Source organism: Amycolatopsis stemonae (assembly GCF_054781455.1).
Genome location: NZ_BAAGUJ010000003.1, coordinates 583,784 through 601,123, shown reverse-complemented (window position 1 = coordinate 601,123; position 17,340 = coordinate 583,784). Strand labels below are relative to the sequence as shown.

Here is a 17,340-nt window from a genome sequence, read left to right as displayed (position 1 = left end):
CGTGTCCGGATCTGTAGTCCGTGCACGCGCCCCTCACGGCTGACCGCTTACTTCTTGTAGAGGCTCTCGATGTCGTTGGCGTAGTTCTTCGTGACCACGTTACGCTTGAGCTTCAGGCTCGGCGTGATCTCGCCGCCGGCTTCGGTGAAGTCGTTCGCCAGCACCGTGAACTTCTTGATCGCCTCCGCCTTGGACACCGACTTGTTGGCCTCGTCCACCGCTGCCTGGATCTCGGCCAGCAGGTCGGCGTCCGTGGCCAGGTCCGCCACCGATGCCGTGGCGGGCTTGTTGTGCTGGGACTTCCAGGACGGGAAGTACTCCTCGTCCACCGTCACCAGGGCCGCGATGAACGGGCGCTGGTCGCCGACCACCATGGCCTGGCTGACCAGCGGGGCCGCCTTGATCGTGTCCTCGAGGCCGGACGGGGCGACGTTCTTGCCACCCGCCGTCACGATGATCTCCTTCTTGCGGCCGGTGATCTTCAAGAACCCGTCGGAGTCCAGCTCGCCCAGGTCGCCGGTGTGGAACCAGCCGTCGGTCAACGCCTCGGAAGTCGCCTGCGGGTTGTTGTAGTACGCCCGGAACACGACGTCGCCCTTGAGCAGCACTTCGCCGTCGTCGGCGATGCGGACCGACGTGCCGTTGACCGGCTTGCCGACCGTGCCGACGCGGAACGCCGTCTGGGTGTTGACGTTCGCCGCCGCGGACGTCTCGGTGAGGCCGTAGCCCTCGAACACCGGGACGCCGATGCCGCGGAAGAAGTGCGCCAGCCGCGCACCCAGCGGCGCGCCGCCCGACACCGCCGCGACGCACCGGCCGCCGAGGGCCGCGCGCAGCTTGCCGTAGACCAGCTTGTCGAACACCAGGTGCTTGAGCTTCAACGCGACCCCGGCGCCGCCGTTGTCCTGGGCCTGGCTGTATTCGACCGCGACCGCCTCGGCGGCGTCGAAGATCTTGCCCTTGCCGTCGCCGTGGGCCTTCTGCTTCGCCGAGTTGTAGACCTTCTCGAACACGCGCGGCACCGCGACGACGAACGTCGGGCGGAACGTGCCCAGGTCGGCGACCAGGTTCTTGACGTCCGGGGTGTGCCCGAGCGTGACGCGCGCGGTCAGCGCCGTGACGGCGATCGCGCGGGCCAGCACGTGCGCCAGCGGCAGGAAGCACAGCAGCGAGTTGCCCTGCTCCATCAGCTGCGGGAACGCCTCGATGTCGGCGCGGATCTCGGCCAGCAGGTTGCGGTGGGTCAGCTCGACGCCCTTGGGGCGGCCGGTCGTGCCCGAGGTGTAGACGATGGTGGCCAGCTCGTCCGCCGTGACTTCGCGACGGCGCTCGTGCAGCTCGTCGTCGGACAGCGAGGCGCCCAGCGCGGCCAGCTCTTCCACGGCGGGGGAGTCGCCCTCGATCTGCCACGTGTGGTCCAGCTCGGTGAGCCGGTCCCGGATCTCGTCGACGGCTCCGGCGTGGGCGTTCGTCTCGACGAACACGCCCTTCGCGGCCGAGTCGGAGAGGATCCAGTACACCTGTTCGGGCGAGGAGGTGTCGTAGATCGGCACCGTCACCGCACCCGCGGCCCAGATCGCGAAGTCGATCAGGGTCCACTCGTAGCGGGTCTTCGACATGATCGCGACGCGGTCGCCGCGGCCGATCCCCGCCTGGGCCATGCCCTTGGCCACCGCGAGCACCTGGCCGGCGAACTCCTTGGCGGTGACGTCCAGCCAGCTGCCCTCGACCTGGCGGCGGAAGCTCACCACGTCGGAGAACCGCTCGGCGTTCGCCCAGACGACATCGGACATGTTCTCGTCGTCGGCCACCGGCTTGCCGGCGGGAGCGCTGTATTCGCGCACGTGGACCTCCGTGTTCAACGCGTGCGGTGGGCGACACCGCTGTTACCCGCCAGTCAACTTAGCGTGGTGAGCACCTTAAGACCATGCTGATCGCCGCCGCACGGCGAGGGCGTGACATTCTTCGCACGTGAACGCACCGCCCGCCATCGACGTCGTCGACGAGACGTTCCTCGCGGTCCCGCCGTCCACCGTGGCCGCCGTCTTCGCCGACCCCCGCTCGTGGACCCGCTACTGGCCCGACCTGGTGCTGGAGGTCTACACCGACCGGGGCGACAAGGGCCTGCGCTGGACCGTGCGCGGCGCGCTCGTCGGTACGATGGAGATCTGGCTCGAGCCGGTGCTCGACGGCACCCTGCTGCACTACTTCCTGCGGGCGACGCCCGCCGACGCGGCCGGGACGCCCCGCGTGCTGGCGCCGCGCGACCTGCGCCGGGAGTTCGACCGGCGGGCCCGCGCGGCGAAGGGGATCGCACTCGGGCTCAAGGAGATCCTGGAGGACGGGCGCGAGCCCGGCGTTCCTCCGCGAACCGACAGCTAGGGGGCCAGGGGTGCGGGTACACGTCGTCTCGGACGTGCACGGCAACGTCGACGGGTTGAAGCGGGCGGGCGACGGGGCGGACGCGCTGGTCGTGCTGGGCGACCTGATCGACTTCGTCGACTACCACGACCACGAGAAGGGCATCATGGGCGCCCTGTTCGGCGCGGAGAAGGTGGCGGGGTTCGCCCGCCTGCGCCGGGAGGGCACCCGTGACGAAACCGTTGCCTACTCGCGGGAGCTCTGGGCGAGCCTCGACGACCCGGCCGGCGCCGTCGACGAGGCCATCCGCACCCAGTACGCGGCGTTGTTCGCAGCGATGACCGCGCCCACCTACGCCACGCCCGGCAACGTCGACACCCCCGCCCTGTGGCCCGAGTTCGCCGGCGAGGGCATCCGCGTGCTGGACGGCGAGGTCGCCGAGATCGGCGGCCTCCGGTTCGGCTTCGTCGGCGGCGCGCTGCTGCCCGACGGCGTCGTCCCGCGGCCCCGCAAGGGTGCCGCCTGGCGGCCCTACCTGCGGGTTCGCGAGGACTACGACGCGAGCGTGGCCGCGCTCACCGAGGTCGACGTGCTCTGCACGCACGGCCCGCCCGCGCTGCCGGAGCTGACCTACGACGTCGTCGCCCGCCGCAGCGAGATCGGTTCGACGGCCCTGCTGGAGCTGATCCACGCGCAGCGGCCGCGCTGGTCGGTGTTCGGGCACGTGCACCAGCCGCTGGCGCCCCGAGCCCGGGTCGGGCTGACCGAGTGCCGTAACGTGGGTCACTTCAAGGAGACCGGGCAGCCCTACGTGCTGCGCTGGTGACCAACCGCGGCGGCTACGCTTCGACCCATGGCCGAGCAGTCCACACAGTCCATCGAGGTCGACGCCGAGCCCAGCCGGGTGATGGCCGTGATCGCCGACTTCCCCGCGTACCCGGAATGGGCCAAGGCCGTCCGGGAGACCGAAGTCCTGGACACCGACTCGGGCGGGCGTGCCAAGCAGGTCAAGCTCACCCTCGACGCGGGCCCGATCAAGGACGTCTACACCCTCGAGTACGACTGGGACGGCGACGGTCTCGGCGTCAGCTGGCACCTGGTCAAGGGCCAGATGCAGAAGGCCCAGAACGGCCGGTACGCGCTCGAGGACCTCGGCGGCCGCACGCGCGTGACGTACACGCTGTCGGTCGAGCTCGCGCTGCCGATGATCGGCCTGCTGCGCCGCAAGGCCGAGAAGATGGTCATGGACACCGCGCTGAAGGAGCTCAAGAAGCGGGCCGAGGGGTAGCCGCGTGCGGATCCTGCTGTTCACCGGCAAGGGGGGTGTCGGGAAGACGACGCTGGCCGCGGCCACCGGCGCCGCACTGGCCGCCCGCGGCAGGAAGACGCTCGTCGTGTCCACCGACCCGGCGCACTCGCTGGCCGACGCCTTCGGCCACACCCTGGGCGCCGAACCGTCCGAAGTGGACGCTCTGCTCTCCGCCGTGCAGCTCGATTCCCGCACCCTGGTCGACACGACCTGGCACCGGCTGCGCGCCGAGCTGCAGACGGTGCTGGCCGGCGCGGGGCTCGACACCCTGGACGCCGAAGAGCTGACGGTCCTCCCGGGTGTCGACGAGCTGCTGGCCCTCACCGAGGTCCGCCGGCTGGCCGAAGACGGGCCGTGGGACACCATCGTCGTCGACTGCGGCCCGACCGCAGAGACGCTGCGGCTGCTTTCGCTCCCCGAAGCCTTCTCCGGCTACCTGAACCGCGTGTTCGGCCGGCGCGTCACGGAATCCGTCCGGCGCCTCGGCACCCACCTCGACGGCCTGCGCGCGCTGCTCACCGAGCCGTCGGTGACCACGGTCCGGCTGGTCCTGACCCCCGAGCGGGTCGTCGTCGCCGAAGCGCGGCGCACGCTCAGCTCGCTGGCCCTGCGCGGCATCGCCGTCGACGGCCTGATCGCCAACCGGCTGATGCCCGCGCCCGGGTTCTGGCGCGGCGGCGCCGCGTCGTGGCTGCGCACCCGCCGGACGCAGCAGGACGCCGTGCTGGGCGAGCTCGCGAAAGCCGGGTTCACCGCGGTGTCGCGCGTCGAGCACCGGGCCGTCGAACCGGTCGGCCTGCCCGCCCTGCTGGAGATCGCCGCCGAACTGTACGGCGCCGGCGACCCGCTCGAAGGGGACGGGACGCCGGTCACTCCGTTGCTGCGCGTGCGGCGGGGCCCGGACGGGTACACGTTGCGCATCGCGATCCCGCTCGGGCGGGACGCCGAGGTCGACCTCGCCCGCGTCGACGACGACCTGGCGATCACCGTGGACGGCTTCCGCAGGCTCATCGCCCTGCCGGAGTCGCTGCGGCCGTGCCGGATCACCGGTGCGGAATCCGATGCCGACGGCCTGGTCGTGAGCCTGGCCGGGAACCGGGGACGCGGGTGAGCGAAGAGGAGCCCACGGACGGGCCGCGGCTGGCGGAGGAGATCCGCCTGCTCGCCGAGATGGTCGTGGAGAAGGCGGCGCCGTGGCTGCAGGACGTCGTCGCCGCCGGGCACGGCACCCCTGAGGAGGGGAACGCCGGTGCTTCGGCGTGCGGCTGGTGCCCGCTGTGTGCGATCGTCGCCGTTGTGCGAGGTGAGCGCCCCGAACTGGTGGCCAGGGTGGCCGAACAGCTCGCGCAGCTGGTCGCCCTGCTGCGCGCCGTGCTGGCCGACCGCTGGGAGCCGGACGAGGGCGTGCACATGCCCGGGTTCCGGCCCGCGCCGCGGCCGCCGGCGGACGCTTCGGCGGCATCGCCGCGGGTGCAGCACATCGCCGTCCGCAGGCGCGACGAGTGGGAGAACCGATAGTGCGGACGATCGGGGTGGACGTCGGCGGGACGAGCGTCCGGGCCGGCGTGGTGGACGAGCGCGGCTCCCTGCTCGACACGGCTCGCGTCGCGACGCCGAGCGAGGAAGGCGCCCTCGAGGACGCCATCGCCGGAGTGGTCGAGGACCTGCGGAACCGGCACGAAGTCGCGGGCGTCGGCCTGGCCGTCGCCGGGTTCGTGGCGCGCGACCGCCGGTCGGTGATGTTCGCGCCGCACCTGGCCTGGCGCGGCGCGCCGGTCGCGGACCGGATCGAGAAGCGCGTCGGCCTGCCGGTGCTGCTGGAGCACGACGTCAACGCGGCGATGGTCGGCGAGCACCGCTTCGGCGCGGCCCGCGGTGCCCACGTGGCGGCGCTGGTGGCGCTGGGCACGGGCATCGGCGCGGGCCTGCTCCTGGAGGGCAAGCTGTTCCGCGGCGCGTACGGCGTCGCGCCCGAGCTGGGCCACCTGACGGTGGTCCGCGGCGGCCGGCCGTGTCCATGTGGCAAGTACGGCTGCTGGGAGCGCTACTGCAGCGGGACGGCCTTGGCCGCGACGGCGGTGGAGCTGCTCGCGCGGCACCCGGGCCGGTCGACGGTGCTGGCCCCGCAGGTCGCGGGCGACCCGGGCTCGGTGACGGGCCGCCGGGTGGCCGGCGCGGCCCGCGACGGCGACCCGATCGCCCAGCTGGCGATGGCCGAGCTGGCCAAGTGGCTCGGCGAGGGCCTGGCGCTGGTGGCGGACGTGTTCGACCCGGAGATCATCGTGATCGGCGGGGGCGTGTCGGAGTCGGCGCCGTTGTTCCTCGACGAAGCCCGCGAGCACTACGCGGGCGCGATCACCGGGGCCCGCCACCGCCCGCTGGCCCGGATCCGCACGGCCCACCTCGGCGACGACACGGCGATCGTCGGCGCGGCGGCGCTGGCCCTGGAAGCGGCGGCCAAGACCCCGGTCTGACTCCTCCTCCGGGAAGCCCGCCGACGACAGCAGGTCTTCGGCGGACGCCCAGCTCACGACCGGTCAGGCCGCACGGTCCCGGCCCGGCTCGAGCTGGTCGAACCGGGTCGTGCCCGCGAGTGTGACAGGCTGGGCCGGTGAGTCCCGCCTCCGCCAGCGTCTTCGTCCGGTGTTCCCGCGGGCACGTGCACTGGGGCCGCTACGGCGCGGCGGGCCTGTTGCTCGTCGACCCCGCACGGGGCGTCCTGCTGCAGCGCCGCGCCTGGTGGGTGCACCACGGCCGCACCTGGGCGCTGCCCGGCGGCGCCATCGAGGCGGGGGAGACCGCCGTGACCGCGGCCGCGCGCGAAGCACTCGAAGAGGCGTCCGTCCCCGCCGAGGCGTTCCGGGCGGTCTCCGCGTCCGTGGTGGACCATGGGGAGTGGAGCTACACGACCGTCCTCGCCCTGGCCGACGGGGCCGAGGCGCGGGTCGCCAACACCGAAAGTGCGGAGGTGCGCTGGGTGGACCCCGACGACGTGCCCGGGTACCGGCTGCACCGCGACTTCGCCGCCGCCTGGCCGGACCTGCGCGACCGCGTCGGGCAGGAGCTGGTCCTGGTGGTGGACGCGGCCAACGTCGTCGGCTCGCGGCCGGACGGCTGGTGGCGCGACCGGCACGGCGCCGCGGAGCGCCTGCGCGACCAACTCGCGAAGCTCGCGGAAGCGGGCGTGCCGGACCCGGACGACCCGGCGATCACGTGGTGGCCGCGGATCGTCCTGGTCGTCGAGGGCCAGGCCAAGCACGTCACCGGCGTGCCGGGCGTCGAGGTCGTCGCGGCCGACACCGACGGCGACTCGAAGATCGTCGAAGTCGTGGCGCAGGAGAAGGCCCGCGTCCTCGTGGCGACGGCCGACCGCGAACTGCGCGGCCGTGTCCAGGCCCTCGGCGCGTCGATCCTCGGCCCGGGCACGCTCCGCAGCCGGCTTGACGAGCTCTAATCCTTCGGGATGCCGTCGCGCATCTCGGCGACCAGCGACGCCATCACGGCCTTCAGGCTGCCCTTGTGCTGTTCGGCGACCGCGCGCTGCCGCCGGTAGCTCGGCCCGTACCGCAGGATCGTCTCGACGTCGCGCAGCTCGCTCACGCAGTCCAGCCGCCGCGCCACCGGCTCCAGGCGGTCCAGCAGGTCGGCGACGTCGTCGGTGACCAGCCGCTCGCGCCCGGCCGCGTCCAGGATGATGATCGCGTCGGTGCCGTAGCGGGCCGCGCGCCACTTGTTCTCCTGGACGTGCCACGGCGGCAGCGTCGGCAGGATCTCGCCGTCGTCGAGACGCTCGCTGAAGTCGTCGACCAGGCACTGCGTCAGCGCCGAGATCGCGCCGACCTCCTCCAGCGTCGGCAGGCCGTCGCAGACGCGCATCTCGATCGTGCCCAGGTGCGGCGCCGGCCGGATGTCCCAGCGGATCTCCGAGAAGTGGTCGATCACGCCGGTGGTGAACATGTCCTCGACGTAGCTCTCCAGCTCGGCCCACTTCCGGAACTGGAACGGCAGCCCGGCCGTCGGCAGCTGCTGGAACATCAGCGCCCGGTTCGACGCGTACCCGGTGTCCTCGGCGCCCCAGTACGGCGAAGACGCCGAAAGTGCCTGCAGGTGCGGCGCGTAGTTGAGCAGCGCGTCGAGGATCGGCAGCACCTTGTCGCGGTGGTCGACGCCGACGTGGACGTGCACGCCGTAGATCAGCATCTGCCGGCCCCACCACTGCGTCCGGTCGATCAGCTTGGCGTAGCGCTCCTTGTCGGTGACCTTCTGCTGGTACCAGTTGGAAAACGGGTGCGTCCCGGCGGAGAACATCTCGACGCCGAGCGGGTCGGCGACGCCGTGCAGCACGTCGAGCGACCCGGCCAGGTCGGCCTTCACCTCGGCGATGGTGTCGCAGACGCCGGTGATCACCTCGACGGTGTTGAGCAGCAGCTCCTGCTTGATCTTCGGGTGCTCGGCCGCGCCGTCCGGGCGCACGGCTTCGAGGATCTGCCCGGCCGCGGACGACAGCTCGCCGCTGCGCCGGTCGACCAGCCCGAGCTCCCATTCCGCGCCGACGGTGGAGCGCCGCGAAGGGCTGAACTCGATGTGCATCGGCGCCGGCGTCAGACCTGGGCGCCGTTGCTGGGATCGGCGCCGGGCGGCGGCCCCTGGCGCACGCGGAGCAGCAGCAGCGCGATCGACGTCGCGAGCGCGAGGATGCCCAGCGGCGTCGCCACCGTCGGGCCGACGCCGATGGCGTTCGGCAGGATCAGCAGGAACAGCCCGGCCAGGAACAGCAACAGGATGAGGAACGCGCCCATCTTCGGCCGCGGCAGCGGCGGCGGCTCCGGCGGGACGTAGTGCTCGTCGTCGCCCGCCGGGTCGTCGGAGAACATCGTGGTGTCCCACGTCGTGCCCCCGGAGCGCCAGCCGGTGTCCGGCGGCGAGTCCACGGCGGGTGGCTCGGCGGGCCGTTCCGGTGCCTTGCGCGAGTCTCCTTCCGCGCTCAGCGCGGTCCCGGCGGTGTCCGCGGTGTCCTCTTCGGGCAGCCCGAACCCCCCGGCCCGCAGGTCGGCGACGATCTCGGCGAACGTCGCGTCGACGTCCTCCGGCCCGTCCTTCCCCCGGCTCATGCGGTCTCCTCCGGCTGGGCGGCGTGCGCCTTCGCGAACTCGACGCTGCGGGTGAAGATCACTTCGGCGTCATTGTCCTGCGTCGCCACGTGGTAGCTGTTCTCCAGCACCACTTCGGTGACGTCGGTGCTGGCCACCCCCTGCAGCACCAGCTGCGAGTTCACCGGCTCGACGACGTGGTCGACCGACGAGTGCAGCAGCAGCACCGGCTGCGTCACCTTCGCCAGGTCCGCGCGCACGACCGCCCACAGCTTCGCCAGGCTCGCCGCGGCCCGCACCGGCGTCCGCGGGTAGGCCAGCTCCGTCTCGCCCGGCTTCTTGATGTCGTTCGCGATCGCCGGCACCGACGGCACGATCCGGCCCAGCACCGGCAGCAGCTTCGTGTCCCACTTCAGCCGCGTCACCGACGGGTTGACCAGGACGATCCCGGCGATCCGGTCGCCGAACTCCTCGGCGAGGCGCAGCGTGAGGGTGCCGCCCATCGACAGGCCGCCGACGAACACGGTCTTGCACGTCGAGAGCAGCTCGAGGAGCGCTTCGCGGACCGTGCCGTACCAGTCTTCCCACGTCGTGCGGTTGAGGTCCGGCCAGCGGGTCCCGTGGCCCGGCAGCAGCGGGCAGCGCACCGTGAACCCGGCTCCGGCCAGGTGGTCACCCCAGGCCCGCATGCTCGCCGGGGTACCGGTGAACCCGTGGCAGAGCAGGAACCCGGTCTCGGCCGAACCGGTGTGGCCGAACGGTTCCGCGCCGGCGAGCACGCCCATGCGATCGCCTTCCGTGTGAGCGGTGGATTCGTCCATGCTCTCACGGCTCGCGGGCGTTGTGGGGCTCCGGCCGGGCCCGGAATTCCCTGTGAGATCGATCGCTGCCGTCGGGTAACCGGGTGGTCTCCGTTGTGCGGCGGCCGCCGGGGTTCGTAGGCTGTCCCGCGCGGGTGACAGGGGCTGAGCTGCGATGGAGGACTGAGGCACCGGTGCTGTACTGGCTCATGAAGTGGGTATTCATCGGACCGCTGCTCAAGACGCTGTGGCCGACCAAGGTCGTCGGCGCGGAGAACATCCCCGAGAGCGGCGGCGCGATCCTGGCGGGCAACCACCTGGCGGTCGCGGACTCCTTCTTCATGCCGCTGCGGGTCAAGCGCAAGGTGACCTTCCCGGCCAAGTCCGAGTACTTCACCGAGCCGGGCTTCAAGGGCCTGCTCAAGAAGTGGTTCTTCACCGGCGTCGGCCAGTTCCCGATCGACCGCTCCGGCGGCAACGCCGCCCAGGCCGCGCTCGACACGGCGACCCGCCTGGTCAAGGCCGGTCACCTGCTCGGCATCTACCCCGAGGGCACCCGCTCGCCGGACGGCCGGCTGTACAAGGGCAAGACCGGCGTCGCCCGGATCGCCCTGGAGTCCGGCGGCGTCGTCGTCCCGGTGGCGATGATCGGCACCGACAAGGTCAACCCGATCGGCTCCAAGATGTGGTGGCCGCGCCGCCTCGAGGTCCGCTTCGGCAAGCCGCTGGACTTCTCGCGCTACGAGGGCCTGGCCGGCGACCGGTTCATCGAGCGGTCGATCACCGACGAGATCATGTACGCGCTGATGGAGCTTTCGGGCCAGGAGTACGTCGACATCTACGCGGCGAAGGCCAAGGAACTGCTGGCCGCGGAGGCCGCCGGGGTCAAGCCGAAGGTGCCGGCCCAGCCGTCTGCCTCCGACGCGGCCCGGGTGCCTGAGTCCAAGGTCGGCTGACCGACTACGGTTCACCGGTGCGTTTTTTCTACGACACCGAATTCATCGAAGACGGCGTGACCATCGATCTGGTGTCCATCGGTGTCGTTGACGAGCGGGGCCGCGAGTTCTACGCGGTCTCGACGGAGTTCGACCCGGCGCGCGCGGGCGCGTGGGTGCGCGACAACGTCCTGGACAAGCTGCCGTCCCCGGCGGACCCGGCGTGGCGCAGCCGCGAAAAGATCCGCGCCGACCTGCTGGAGTTCTTCGGCAAGCCCCCGGGCGGCATCGAGCTGTGGGCCTGGTTCGCGGCGTACGACCACGTCGCGCTGGCCCAGCTGTGGGGCCCGATGCCGGCCCTGCCGCGCCAGCTGCCGCGCTTCACGCGCGACCTGCGCCAGCGGTGGGAGGACGCCGGGAAGCCGAAGCTCCCGGCCGCCCCCACCGACCAGCACGACGCCCTGGCGGACGCGAAGCACAACCTGGCCCGCTGGGAAGTCATCGAGGAGCACTTCCACGGGCGCTGACGCCGCGGCGCACGGCGTCAGCGGCGCGCCCGCACCGCCGCGGCCAGCTCGTCCAGCAGCGGCGCCGTGTCGTCCCAAGCCAGGCACGCGTCGGTGATCGACTGCCCGTACGTCAGCTTCTCCGGGTGGCCCAGCGACAGGTCCTGCCGCCCGCCGGCCAGGAAGCTCTCCATCATGAGGCCCGAAATCCCGCGCTCACCGGCCGCGATCCGCGCCGCCAGCTCGCGCACCACGGAAGCCTGCCGGACGTGGTCCTTGCCGCTGTTGCCGTGCGAGGCGTCGATGATCACGCGTTCCGGCAGGCCCGACTTCGCCAGCCGCGCGAGGGTGTCCGCCACCGTGGCCGCGTCGTAGTTCGGGCCGCCGTTGTGGCCGCGCAGGATAACGTGGCAGTCCGGGTTGCCCGCCGTCGTCAGCAGGGCCGCCAGGCCGTCGGTGCTGATGCCCGGGAACACGTGGCTCGCCGCGGCCGCGCGGGTCGCGTCGACCGCCACCTGGACGTCGCCCTCGGTCGAGTTCTTGATGCCCACCGGCATCGACAGCGCGCTGCACATCTGGCGGTGCACCTGGCTGGCGGCGGTCCGGGCGCCGATCGAGCCCCACGTGACGATGTCCGAGATGAACTGCGGCGTGATCGGGTCGAGGAACTCGCAGCCGACCGGCAGGCCCAGCGCGGAGACGTCGAGCAGCAGCTTGCGCGCCATCCGCAGGCCCTTGTTGACGGCGAAGGTGCCGTCGAGGTCCGGGTCGTTGATCAGGCCCTTCCAGCCCAGCGTGGTGCGCGGCTTTTCGAAGTACACGCGCATCACGACGTGCAGTTCGCTGTGCAGTTCCTCGGCCTTCGCGGCCAGCCGGCGGGCGTAGTCGAGGCCGGCTTCCGGGTCGTGCACCGAGCACGGGCCGACCACGACGAGCAGCCGGTCGTCGCGGCCCTCGAGGATGTCGATCGTGTCGGCGCGGCCCTGGTGCACGACCTTGGCGACCGCGGCGTCGACCGGATGGTCTTCGCGCAGCAGCGCGGGCGAAATGAGCGGGCTGATCGACGTGGTGCGCGCGGCGTCGAGGTCGCCCATGACGGCGGGGCCTGCTGAGGGGGTCATCGCGGGAGTGGTCCTTCCTGGTGGACACCGACCCGCGGAAAGTTCGCCGAGCCGGTTTCGAAATCCGGCTCGGGGGTGGATGTCAGCGCAGGTTCACGCCGCCGAGCCCACCCGGGGCCGGCTTCGTAAACCAGAAATAGCGCCGCACGCAGTCAACGTAGCACACAGCGGAGCCGGACCGATTCGGCAGGTGGTACGGGCTGCACCGATCCAGACGATTGCCGCTACGCTGGCGCTTGACGAAATGTGACTGTCATCTCCAGAGAACAGACGGAGGCTTCTCATGCGTGTCGGTGTGCTGACCGGCGGCGGCGACTGCCCGGGGCTCAACGCGGTGATCCGCGCGGTGGTGCGTAAGGGCATCGAGGTGCACGGCTGGGACTTCGTGGGCTTCCGCAACGGCTGGAACGGCCCGCTGACCGGCGACAGCCGCCCGCTCGGCCTCAACGACGTCGAGGACATCCTGACCCGCGGCGGCACGATCCTGCGGTCCTCGCGCACCAACCCGTACAAGGTCGACGGCGGCGTCGAGAAGATCAAGCAGGTGCTCGCCGACCAGGGCGTCGACGCGCTGATCGCGATCGGCGGCGAGGACACCCTCGGCGTCGCGAAGCGGCTGACCGACGACGGCGTCGGCGTCGTGGGCGTGCCCAAGACGATCGACAACGACCTGGGCGCCACCGACTACACCTTCGGCTTCGACACCGCGGTCTCCATCGCGACCGAGGCGATCGACCGGCTGCACACCACGGCCGAGTCGCACCACCGCGCGCTGGTCGTCGAGGTCATGGGCCGCCACGCCGGCTGGATCGCGCTGCACTCCGGCCTGGCCGGCGGCGCGAGCGTGATCCTGGTGCCGGAGCGGCACTTCAACGTCGACCAGGTCGTCTCCTGGGTCGAGCGCCGCTTCGAGAAGGAGTTCGCGCCGATCATCGTCGTCGCCGAGGGCGCGCTGCCCGAGGGCGGCGAGGAGAAGCTGCTCACCGGCGAGAAGGACGCCTTCGGGCACGTCCGCCTCGGCGGCATCGGCACCTGGCTGGCCGACGAGATCGCCCACCGCACCGGCAAGGAGTCCCGCGCGGTCGTGCTGGGCCACGTCCAGCGCGGCGGCACCCCGACGGCGTACGACCGCGTGCTGGCGACGCGCTTCGGCCTCAACGCGGTCGACGCGGTGGCCGACGGCGACTTCGGCGTGATGGTCGCCCTCAAGGGCACGGACATCGTCCGCGTGAAGCTGTCCGAGGCGACGGCCGAGCTGAAGACGGTCCCGGCCGAGCGCTACCAGGAAGCCGAAGTCTTCTTCGGCTGAGTCCTCGCCCGCCGCGGTCGGCGTCAGATCCGGGCCAGTGAGTCCAGGACGCCGACCGCGGCGGCGATGTCGTCGGTGAGGGGCCGGTCGTCGACGCTCTCGTCGAGCACCGCGGCCGCCGCGTCGTAGGCGTCCCGCACCGGCAGGTCGACCAGGTCGGCGTCGCGCATCCGCAGCGCGCGGACCGCCGCGACCAGCTCGCACGCCAGCACCTGCTGGTAAGCCGCGCAGGCGGCCGTCGCGGCGCGGGCGGCCTGCGTCGAGAAGCTCGCGTGGTCCTCGATCCCGCGTGAGACGACGGCCGTGCCGAGCGTCGCCGGCAGCGCCGCCTGCCGCAGTTCCGTGAGCGCGTCGTGCGCCACGTACTCCAGGATCATCACGCCGGAGCTGCCCGCCGGGCCCGCCGCGAGGAACGGCCGCAGCCCGGTGAACTCCGGCTCCACCAGGTCGCCCAGCCGCGCCACCGACAGCTCCGCCACCTGGTGGACGGTCGCCCGCGCCTGGTCCAGCGCCGTCGAGACGTACGCCGTGTGGAAGTGCGCGTGGTGGTAGGCGTCGCCGTGCACCGTCGAGATCATCGGGTTCTCGGTGCTCGCGTTGATCTCGACGGCCAGGACGTCCCGCAGGTAGTGGATGGCGTCCAGCGCCGGGCCCTGGACCTGCGGGAACGCCCGCAGGCCGAACGGGTCCTGGATCCGCCGTCCCGGCTTCGGCGTCTGGTGCATGCCCAGCAGCCGCCGCATCTCCGCGGCGCAGGCGACCTGCCCCGCGTGCGGACGAGCTTCGTGCACCGGCGTCGCGTACGCCTCGGGGTTGCCGTCGAGCGCGACGTAGGTCAGCGCGGCGACGGCGTGGCTGGCGCGCGTGAGCGTGTCGAGCCGCATCGCGGCGAGGGTCGCCTCGGCGAGGGTGGCGGCGTTGCTGCTCATGAACGCCAGCGCGTCACCCGCGAGCACCGGCACCGGCGGCACGGTCCCGGTGACCCACGGCCGTTCGCCGGTGAGGGCCAGCGCGGTCTCCGCGAGCGGCGCGAGGTCGCCGGTGCCGATCGCGCCGAGCCGGTGGACCAGCGGCAGCGCGCCGGAGCGGACGGCCTCGGCCAGCGCGCCGATCAGCTCGGGACTGATCCCCGACCGCCCGGCCAGCAGCTGGTTCAGGCGGATCAGCATCATCGCGCGCACCTGCGCGGCGGGCATCTCGTCGCCGCTGCCGCCCGCGTGGCTGCGCAGCAGCCGCAGCCCGTGTTCCTGTGAGCTCTCGACGGTGTCGTCCTTGTTGGCGCCGACGCCGGTGGTGCGGCCGTAGACCAGCCGCCGCGTGCTCAGCTCGTCGGCGAGCTTCCAGGCGTGCTCGGCCGCGCGCAGGGCGGCGATCGAGACGTCGATGCCCAGCGGACCCCCGGTGCGCGCCGCGGTCACCACGTCCGCGCAGCGCAGGGTCCGGCCGTCGACCCGGATCACGGGCGGCCTCCTTTCCGGCTGCCCTTCACTATGCGGCTAGGACGCCGGTGGCTGCCAGGGCGGCATCGGCCAGTCCCAGTGCGGCACCGGTTCGTGCGGGTCCGGCTCGGCGCCGGGCGCGGAGAAGAGCACGGCCAGGCGGCTGCCCCACTCGAGGTAGCCGGCGAACGCGGCCCGGAACTCGGGGTCGCCGGGCAAGCCGGCTTCGTCGGCGGCGTCGAGCAGCAGCGACACCCAGCGGCGGCGCTGCTGCTCGGTGATCCCGCGGCCGAGGTGCCTGCCGACCATGTGCGCGTGGCCGCCGTGGCTCGCGGAGTAGCCGGCCGGCCCGCCGAAGACCTCGCCGAGCCACACCGCGACGTGCTTCGGGTGGTCCGGGTCCATGCCGCGGAAGACGGGTTCGAGCAGCGGGTCCTCGAGGACGTGGCCGTAGAAGATCGTCAGCAGCTTGACGAGGGCCTCGTGGCCGCCGGCCCAGTCATAGAGGCTCGGGGTTTCTGGCACGATCACGGGACCAGGCAACCAGTGGTGCCCCGGCCGGGCAACCACGTACTTTCCGGTGCGTAGGGAGGGCGGGATGAAGCGCTACCACTGCGCGGTGGAGCTGGCGGTCGACCTGATCGGCGGCAAGTGGAAGCCGGTGATCCTGGCGCACCTCAAGGAAGGCGCGCACCGCTACGGCGAACTCCGGCGGCGGATGCCGGGGGTGAGCGAGAAGATGCTGACCCAGCAGCTGCGCGAGCTGGCGGCGGACGGGATAGTCCGCCGCGTCGAGCTCGACGGCCGGGTCCCGCGCGTCGAGTACCACCTGACGGAGGTGGGGCAGGAGCTCCGCCCGGCGTTGACGGCGCTGTACGAGTGGGGCGAGCGCCGCGCGGCCGAGGCGGGCATCGCCTTCGAGCCGGCCGAGCGCGGATGACTGTTCGCCCGATTGCGCGGTCCAGTCGTGAATTCCGGTTACCGGTCCGTCCATCCGGTGAACGCCGCTTCCTGCCGTAACGGAGACGATCCGGCTCGCGAGTCTGTGAGGTAATCGAGCAGGCAGGGTGAAGTCAAGTGGGCAGCGAACACCGAAATCCGCGTTTTCCTCGTCGACCGCACGCCATCTTGCTGGTTGGTTGGCTGATCGTCGCGCTGGCGATCGGCCTCCTGCCGCTCGCGCTCCATTCGGCCGGTTCCGGGCCGGCTGTCAGTGGAGCACCGCAGGTCGGAGCGCCGGCAACCGAGTCGCCGACAGGGGAAACGCCGCCGCCCGCGACCGTGTACGCCCCTCAACCGACCGCACCCGGTTCGAGCCCGCCCGCTGATCCACAGCCGCTGCAAGAGTTCGTCGAAGAATGCCGCCTCAGCGCCGAGCATTGGCGGATCGCGCAGATCGACTATCCGCAGAAGCTCGACCTGGAGAAAAGTGTTCCCGGGGTTTACCTCGCCGCCGTCGACGTCAGGGATCATCCGTTGCCGCCGGAGCAGGTGATTCCCGGTTTCGATCTCATGGGGTCGTCCCTGGATGTCAAATGCGTGCTCAGCGCGCGGCTGGTCGGGGACGATTCGATGTCGGTCGATCCCCCGGCTTGGACTTCACGCTCCTTCAACCCGGCCGGCCTGCTGAACTGGAGCTGGTCCGTCACCGGAAACACGGCCGGCTCGCGCCGGCTGCGCCTGGAGCTCCAACCGGCTGTCGTCGGTGCCGAGAGTGCCTCGGGTGCCACCGCTGGAGACGGTGCCGCGCAAACTTTGACCTACTTGTCGGTCGTCGACGTCAGCGAGCCGAGCCTGTCCGCCACGGCGGCTGAACCCGCCTCGCCGGGGCAGGCCTCGCGGCCGGCCGCGTCGGCAGGTTCCGGTGCGGCCGCTTCCGGGTGGGACGTGGGGGAAACCGGGAAGAAGATCATCTGGCTCGCCGGTGGTCTGGGTGTCGTGGTGCTCGCGGTCCTGGGCTGGCTGGCCAAGGTCGGGCGTGGTGTGCGCGGTGTCCGGAAAGCGTGGCGGAAGCCTGCACGAAAAACGGGCGGGAAAGCGGAAACCGGGCGCAAGGGGGCCACGGGCAAGAGCGCGAAGCGATAGCGGACCGGCGCCGTCAGCGGGGGTCGGTTTCGTCCAGGCGGCGCTCCAAGGCGTCCAGGCGGTCCGACCAGAACTGCCGGTAGGGCGCCAGCCAGGCGTCGACCTCCGCCAGGGGGGCGGGGCGCAGTGCGTAGCACCGCCGCTGGGCCGCCACCCGGACCGTCACGAGCCCGGCCTCCCGCAGCACCCGCAGGTGCTTGGACACCGCGGGCTGGCTGAGCGACAGCTCGTCGACCAGCTCGCCCACCGAGCGCTCGCCGTCGCGCAGCAGGTCCAGGATCGTGCGGCGGCGCGGCTCGGCCAGCACCTCGAACGTCTGCATCACCCCTGAAATGTGCTCCGCGCGGCATATTCCTGTCAAGGCATGCGCACCGGCGCTTGGTCT

At 72.0% G+C, this 17,340-nt stretch carries 20 protein-coding genes; 12 read left to right on the top strand and 8 right to left on the bottom strand.

Annotated features, from left to right (window positions below):
* Positions 1-47: 47 nt before the first annotated feature.
* Positions 48-1,844 (bottom strand): AMP-dependent synthetase/ligase, encoded by a 1,797-nt coding sequence (locus ACYVLJ_RS14620; RefSeq protein WP_460438982.1) that lies wholly within the window; start codon positions 1,842-1,844, stop codon positions 48-50.
* 127 nt (positions 1,845-1,971) lie between these two features.
* On the opposite strand from ACYVLJ_RS14620, the gene ACYVLJ_RS14615 reads away from it, so the two are divergent.
* The 7 genes from ACYVLJ_RS14615 to ACYVLJ_RS14585 all read left to right on the top strand — a co-directional run bounded on the left by ACYVLJ_RS14615 (position 1,972) and on the right by ACYVLJ_RS14585 (position 7,124).
* Positions 1,972-2,382, top strand: a complete 411-nt coding sequence (locus tag ACYVLJ_RS14615) for a polyketide cyclase / dehydrase and lipid transport (protein ID WP_451973744.1) — start codon at positions 1,972-1,974, stop codon at positions 2,380-2,382.
* A 10-nt stretch (positions 2,383-2,392) separates the two neighbouring features.
* Positions 2,393-3,187 carry a metallophosphoesterase family protein gene (locus ACYVLJ_RS14610; RefSeq protein ID WP_451973742.1) on the top strand — a complete coding sequence of 265 codons (795 nt, stop codon included), beginning with the start codon at positions 2,393-2,395 and terminating at the stop codon, positions 3,185-3,187.
* Positions 3,188-3,214: 27 nt separating this feature from the next.
* Positions 3,215-3,649, top strand: a complete 435-nt coding sequence (locus ACYVLJ_RS14605) for an SRPBCC family protein (protein ID WP_451973740.1) — start codon at positions 3,215-3,217, stop codon at positions 3,647-3,649.
* Positions 3,650-3,653: 4 nt separating this feature from the next.
* A complete protein-coding gene (locus tag ACYVLJ_RS14600; protein WP_460438981.1) occupies positions 3,654-4,781 on the top strand; it encodes an ArsA family ATPase in 1,128 nt (375 codons plus the stop codon).
* Entirely contained in the window at positions 4,778-5,188 is a 411-nt protein-coding gene (locus ACYVLJ_RS14595; protein WP_451973736.1) for a hypothetical protein, read from the top strand. The genes ACYVLJ_RS14600 and ACYVLJ_RS14595 overlap by 4 nt, the downstream gene beginning before the upstream one ends.
* 14 nt (positions 5,189-5,202) lie before the next feature.
* A complete protein-coding gene (locus ACYVLJ_RS14590; protein WP_451974297.1) occupies positions 5,203-6,144 on the top strand; it encodes an ROK family protein in 942 nt (313 codons plus the stop codon).
* A gap of 137 nt (positions 6,145-6,281) precedes the next feature.
* The gene (locus tag ACYVLJ_RS14585) at positions 6,282-7,124 is read left to right on the top strand and encodes an NUDIX domain-containing protein (RefSeq protein WP_460438980.1); all 843 of its coding nucleotides are present in this window, start codon (positions 6,282-6,284) and stop codon (positions 7,122-7,124) included.
* Here the strand turns inward: ACYVLJ_RS14585 and ACYVLJ_RS14580 are convergent.
* From ACYVLJ_RS14580 to ACYVLJ_RS14570, 3 genes are read right to left on the bottom strand one after another with little or no spacing between them, the layout of a single operon-like run.
* Entirely contained in the window at positions 7,121-8,260 is a 1,140-nt protein-coding gene (locus ACYVLJ_RS14580; protein WP_451973732.1) for a glutamate--cysteine ligase, read from the bottom strand. The two genes, ACYVLJ_RS14585 and ACYVLJ_RS14580, sit on opposite strands and share 4 nt — an antisense overlap.
* Before the next feature lie 11 nt (positions 8,261-8,271).
* Entirely contained in the window at positions 8,272-8,781 is a 510-nt protein-coding gene (locus ACYVLJ_RS14575) for a hypothetical protein (protein ID WP_451973730.1), read from the bottom strand.
* Positions 8,778-9,545 (bottom strand): alpha/beta hydrolase, encoded by a 768-nt coding sequence (locus tag ACYVLJ_RS14570; protein ID WP_451973728.1) that lies wholly within the window; start codon positions 9,543-9,545, stop codon positions 8,778-8,780. The genes ACYVLJ_RS14575 and ACYVLJ_RS14570 overlap by 4 nt, the downstream gene beginning before the upstream one ends.
* A 209-nt stretch (positions 9,546-9,754) precedes the next feature.
* On the opposite strand from ACYVLJ_RS14570, the gene ACYVLJ_RS14565 reads away from it, so the two are divergent.
* Both ACYVLJ_RS14565 and ACYVLJ_RS14560 read left to right on the top strand, forming a co-directional pair.
* The gene (locus tag ACYVLJ_RS14565; RefSeq protein ID WP_451973726.1) at positions 9,755-10,516 is read left to right on the top strand and encodes a lysophospholipid acyltransferase family protein; all 762 of its coding nucleotides are present in this window, start codon (positions 9,755-9,757) and stop codon (positions 10,514-10,516) included.
* 17 nt (positions 10,517-10,533) lie between these two features.
* Positions 10,534-11,022 (top strand): polyadenylate-specific 3'-exoribonuclease AS, encoded by a 489-nt coding sequence (locus tag ACYVLJ_RS14560; RefSeq protein WP_451973724.1) that lies wholly within the window; start codon positions 10,534-10,536, stop codon positions 11,020-11,022.
* Positions 11,023-11,039: 17 nt separating this feature from the next.
* On the opposite strand, the gene ACYVLJ_RS14555 is transcribed toward ACYVLJ_RS14560, so the two are convergent.
* Positions 11,040-12,122, bottom strand: a complete 1,083-nt coding sequence (locus ACYVLJ_RS14555) for a 3-deoxy-7-phosphoheptulonate synthase (protein ID WP_451973722.1) — start codon at positions 12,120-12,122, stop codon at positions 11,040-11,042.
* 283 nt (positions 12,123-12,405) lie between these two features.
* On the opposite strand from ACYVLJ_RS14555, the gene ACYVLJ_RS14550 reads away from it, so the two are divergent.
* Positions 12,406-13,431, top strand: coding sequence for a 6-phosphofructokinase (locus tag ACYVLJ_RS14550; protein ID WP_451973720.1), 1,026 nt, complete (start codon positions 12,406-12,408; stop codon positions 13,429-13,431).
* A 23-nt stretch (positions 13,432-13,454) separates the two neighbouring features.
* Here ACYVLJ_RS14550 and ACYVLJ_RS14545 read toward each other — a convergent pair whose 3' ends face one another.
* Both ACYVLJ_RS14545 and ACYVLJ_RS14540 read right to left on the bottom strand, forming a co-directional pair.
* Positions 13,455-14,891: an aromatic amino acid ammonia-lyase gene (locus tag ACYVLJ_RS14545; protein ID WP_451973718.1), complete on the bottom strand. Its 1,437-nt coding sequence runs from the start codon at positions 14,889-14,891 to the stop codon at positions 13,455-13,457.
* A 36-nt stretch (positions 14,892-14,927) separates the two neighbouring features.
* Entirely contained in the window at positions 14,928-15,401 is a 474-nt protein-coding gene (locus tag ACYVLJ_RS14540; RefSeq protein WP_460438979.1) for a group II truncated hemoglobin, read from the bottom strand.
* Between the two features lie 67 nt (positions 15,402-15,468).
* On the opposite strand from ACYVLJ_RS14540, the gene ACYVLJ_RS14535 reads away from it, so the two are divergent.
* Positions 15,469-15,810, top strand: a complete 342-nt coding sequence (locus ACYVLJ_RS14535; protein WP_460438978.1) for a winged helix-turn-helix transcriptional regulator — start codon at positions 15,469-15,471, stop codon at positions 15,808-15,810.
* 137 nt (positions 15,811-15,947) lie between these two features.
* On the top strand, positions 15,948-16,955 hold the full coding sequence (locus tag ACYVLJ_RS14530) for a hypothetical protein (protein ID WP_460438977.1): 1,008 nt from the start codon (positions 15,948-15,950) through the stop codon (positions 16,953-16,955).
* 13 nt (positions 16,956-16,968) lie between these two features.
* Here the strand turns inward: ACYVLJ_RS14530 and ACYVLJ_RS14525 are convergent, their stop codons facing one another.
* Positions 16,969-17,277 (bottom strand): ArsR/SmtB family transcription factor, encoded by a 309-nt coding sequence (locus ACYVLJ_RS14525; RefSeq protein ID WP_451974295.1) that lies wholly within the window; start codon positions 17,275-17,277, stop codon positions 16,969-16,971.
* Between the last annotated feature and the right edge of the window lie 63 nt (positions 17,278-17,340).

Excerpts from the sequence above, each read along its gene's own strand:
- ACYVLJ_RS14555 (WP_451973722.1), bottom strand. The coding sequence starts at position 12,122 with ATGACCCCCTCAGCAGGCCCCGCCGTCATGGGCGACCTCGACGCCGCG.
- ACYVLJ_RS14535 (WP_460438978.1), top strand. The coding sequence starts at position 15,469 with ATGAAGCGCTACCACTGCGCGGTGGAGCTGGCGGTCGACCTGATCGGC.
- ACYVLJ_RS14605 (WP_451973740.1), top strand. The coding sequence starts at position 3,215 with ATGGCCGAGCAGTCCACACAGTCCATCGAGGTCGACGCCGAGCCCAGC.
- ACYVLJ_RS14580 (WP_451973732.1), bottom strand. The coding sequence starts at position 8,260 with ATGCACATCGAGTTCAGCCCTTCGCGGCGCTCCACCGTCGGCGCGGAA.
- ACYVLJ_RS14575 (WP_451973730.1), bottom strand. The coding sequence starts at position 8,781 with ATGAGCCGGGGGAAGGACGGGCCGGAGGACGTCGACGCGACGTTCGCC.
- ACYVLJ_RS14570 (WP_451973728.1), bottom strand. The coding sequence starts at position 9,545 with ATGGGCGTGCTCGCCGGCGCGGAACCGTTCGGCCACACCGGTTCGGCC.
- ACYVLJ_RS14550 (WP_451973720.1), top strand. The coding sequence starts at position 12,406 with ATGCGTGTCGGTGTGCTGACCGGCGGCGGCGACTGCCCGGGGCTCAAC.
- ACYVLJ_RS14525 (WP_451974295.1), bottom strand. The coding sequence starts at position 17,277 with ATGCAGACGTTCGAGGTGCTGGCCGAGCCGCGCCGCCGCACGATCCTG.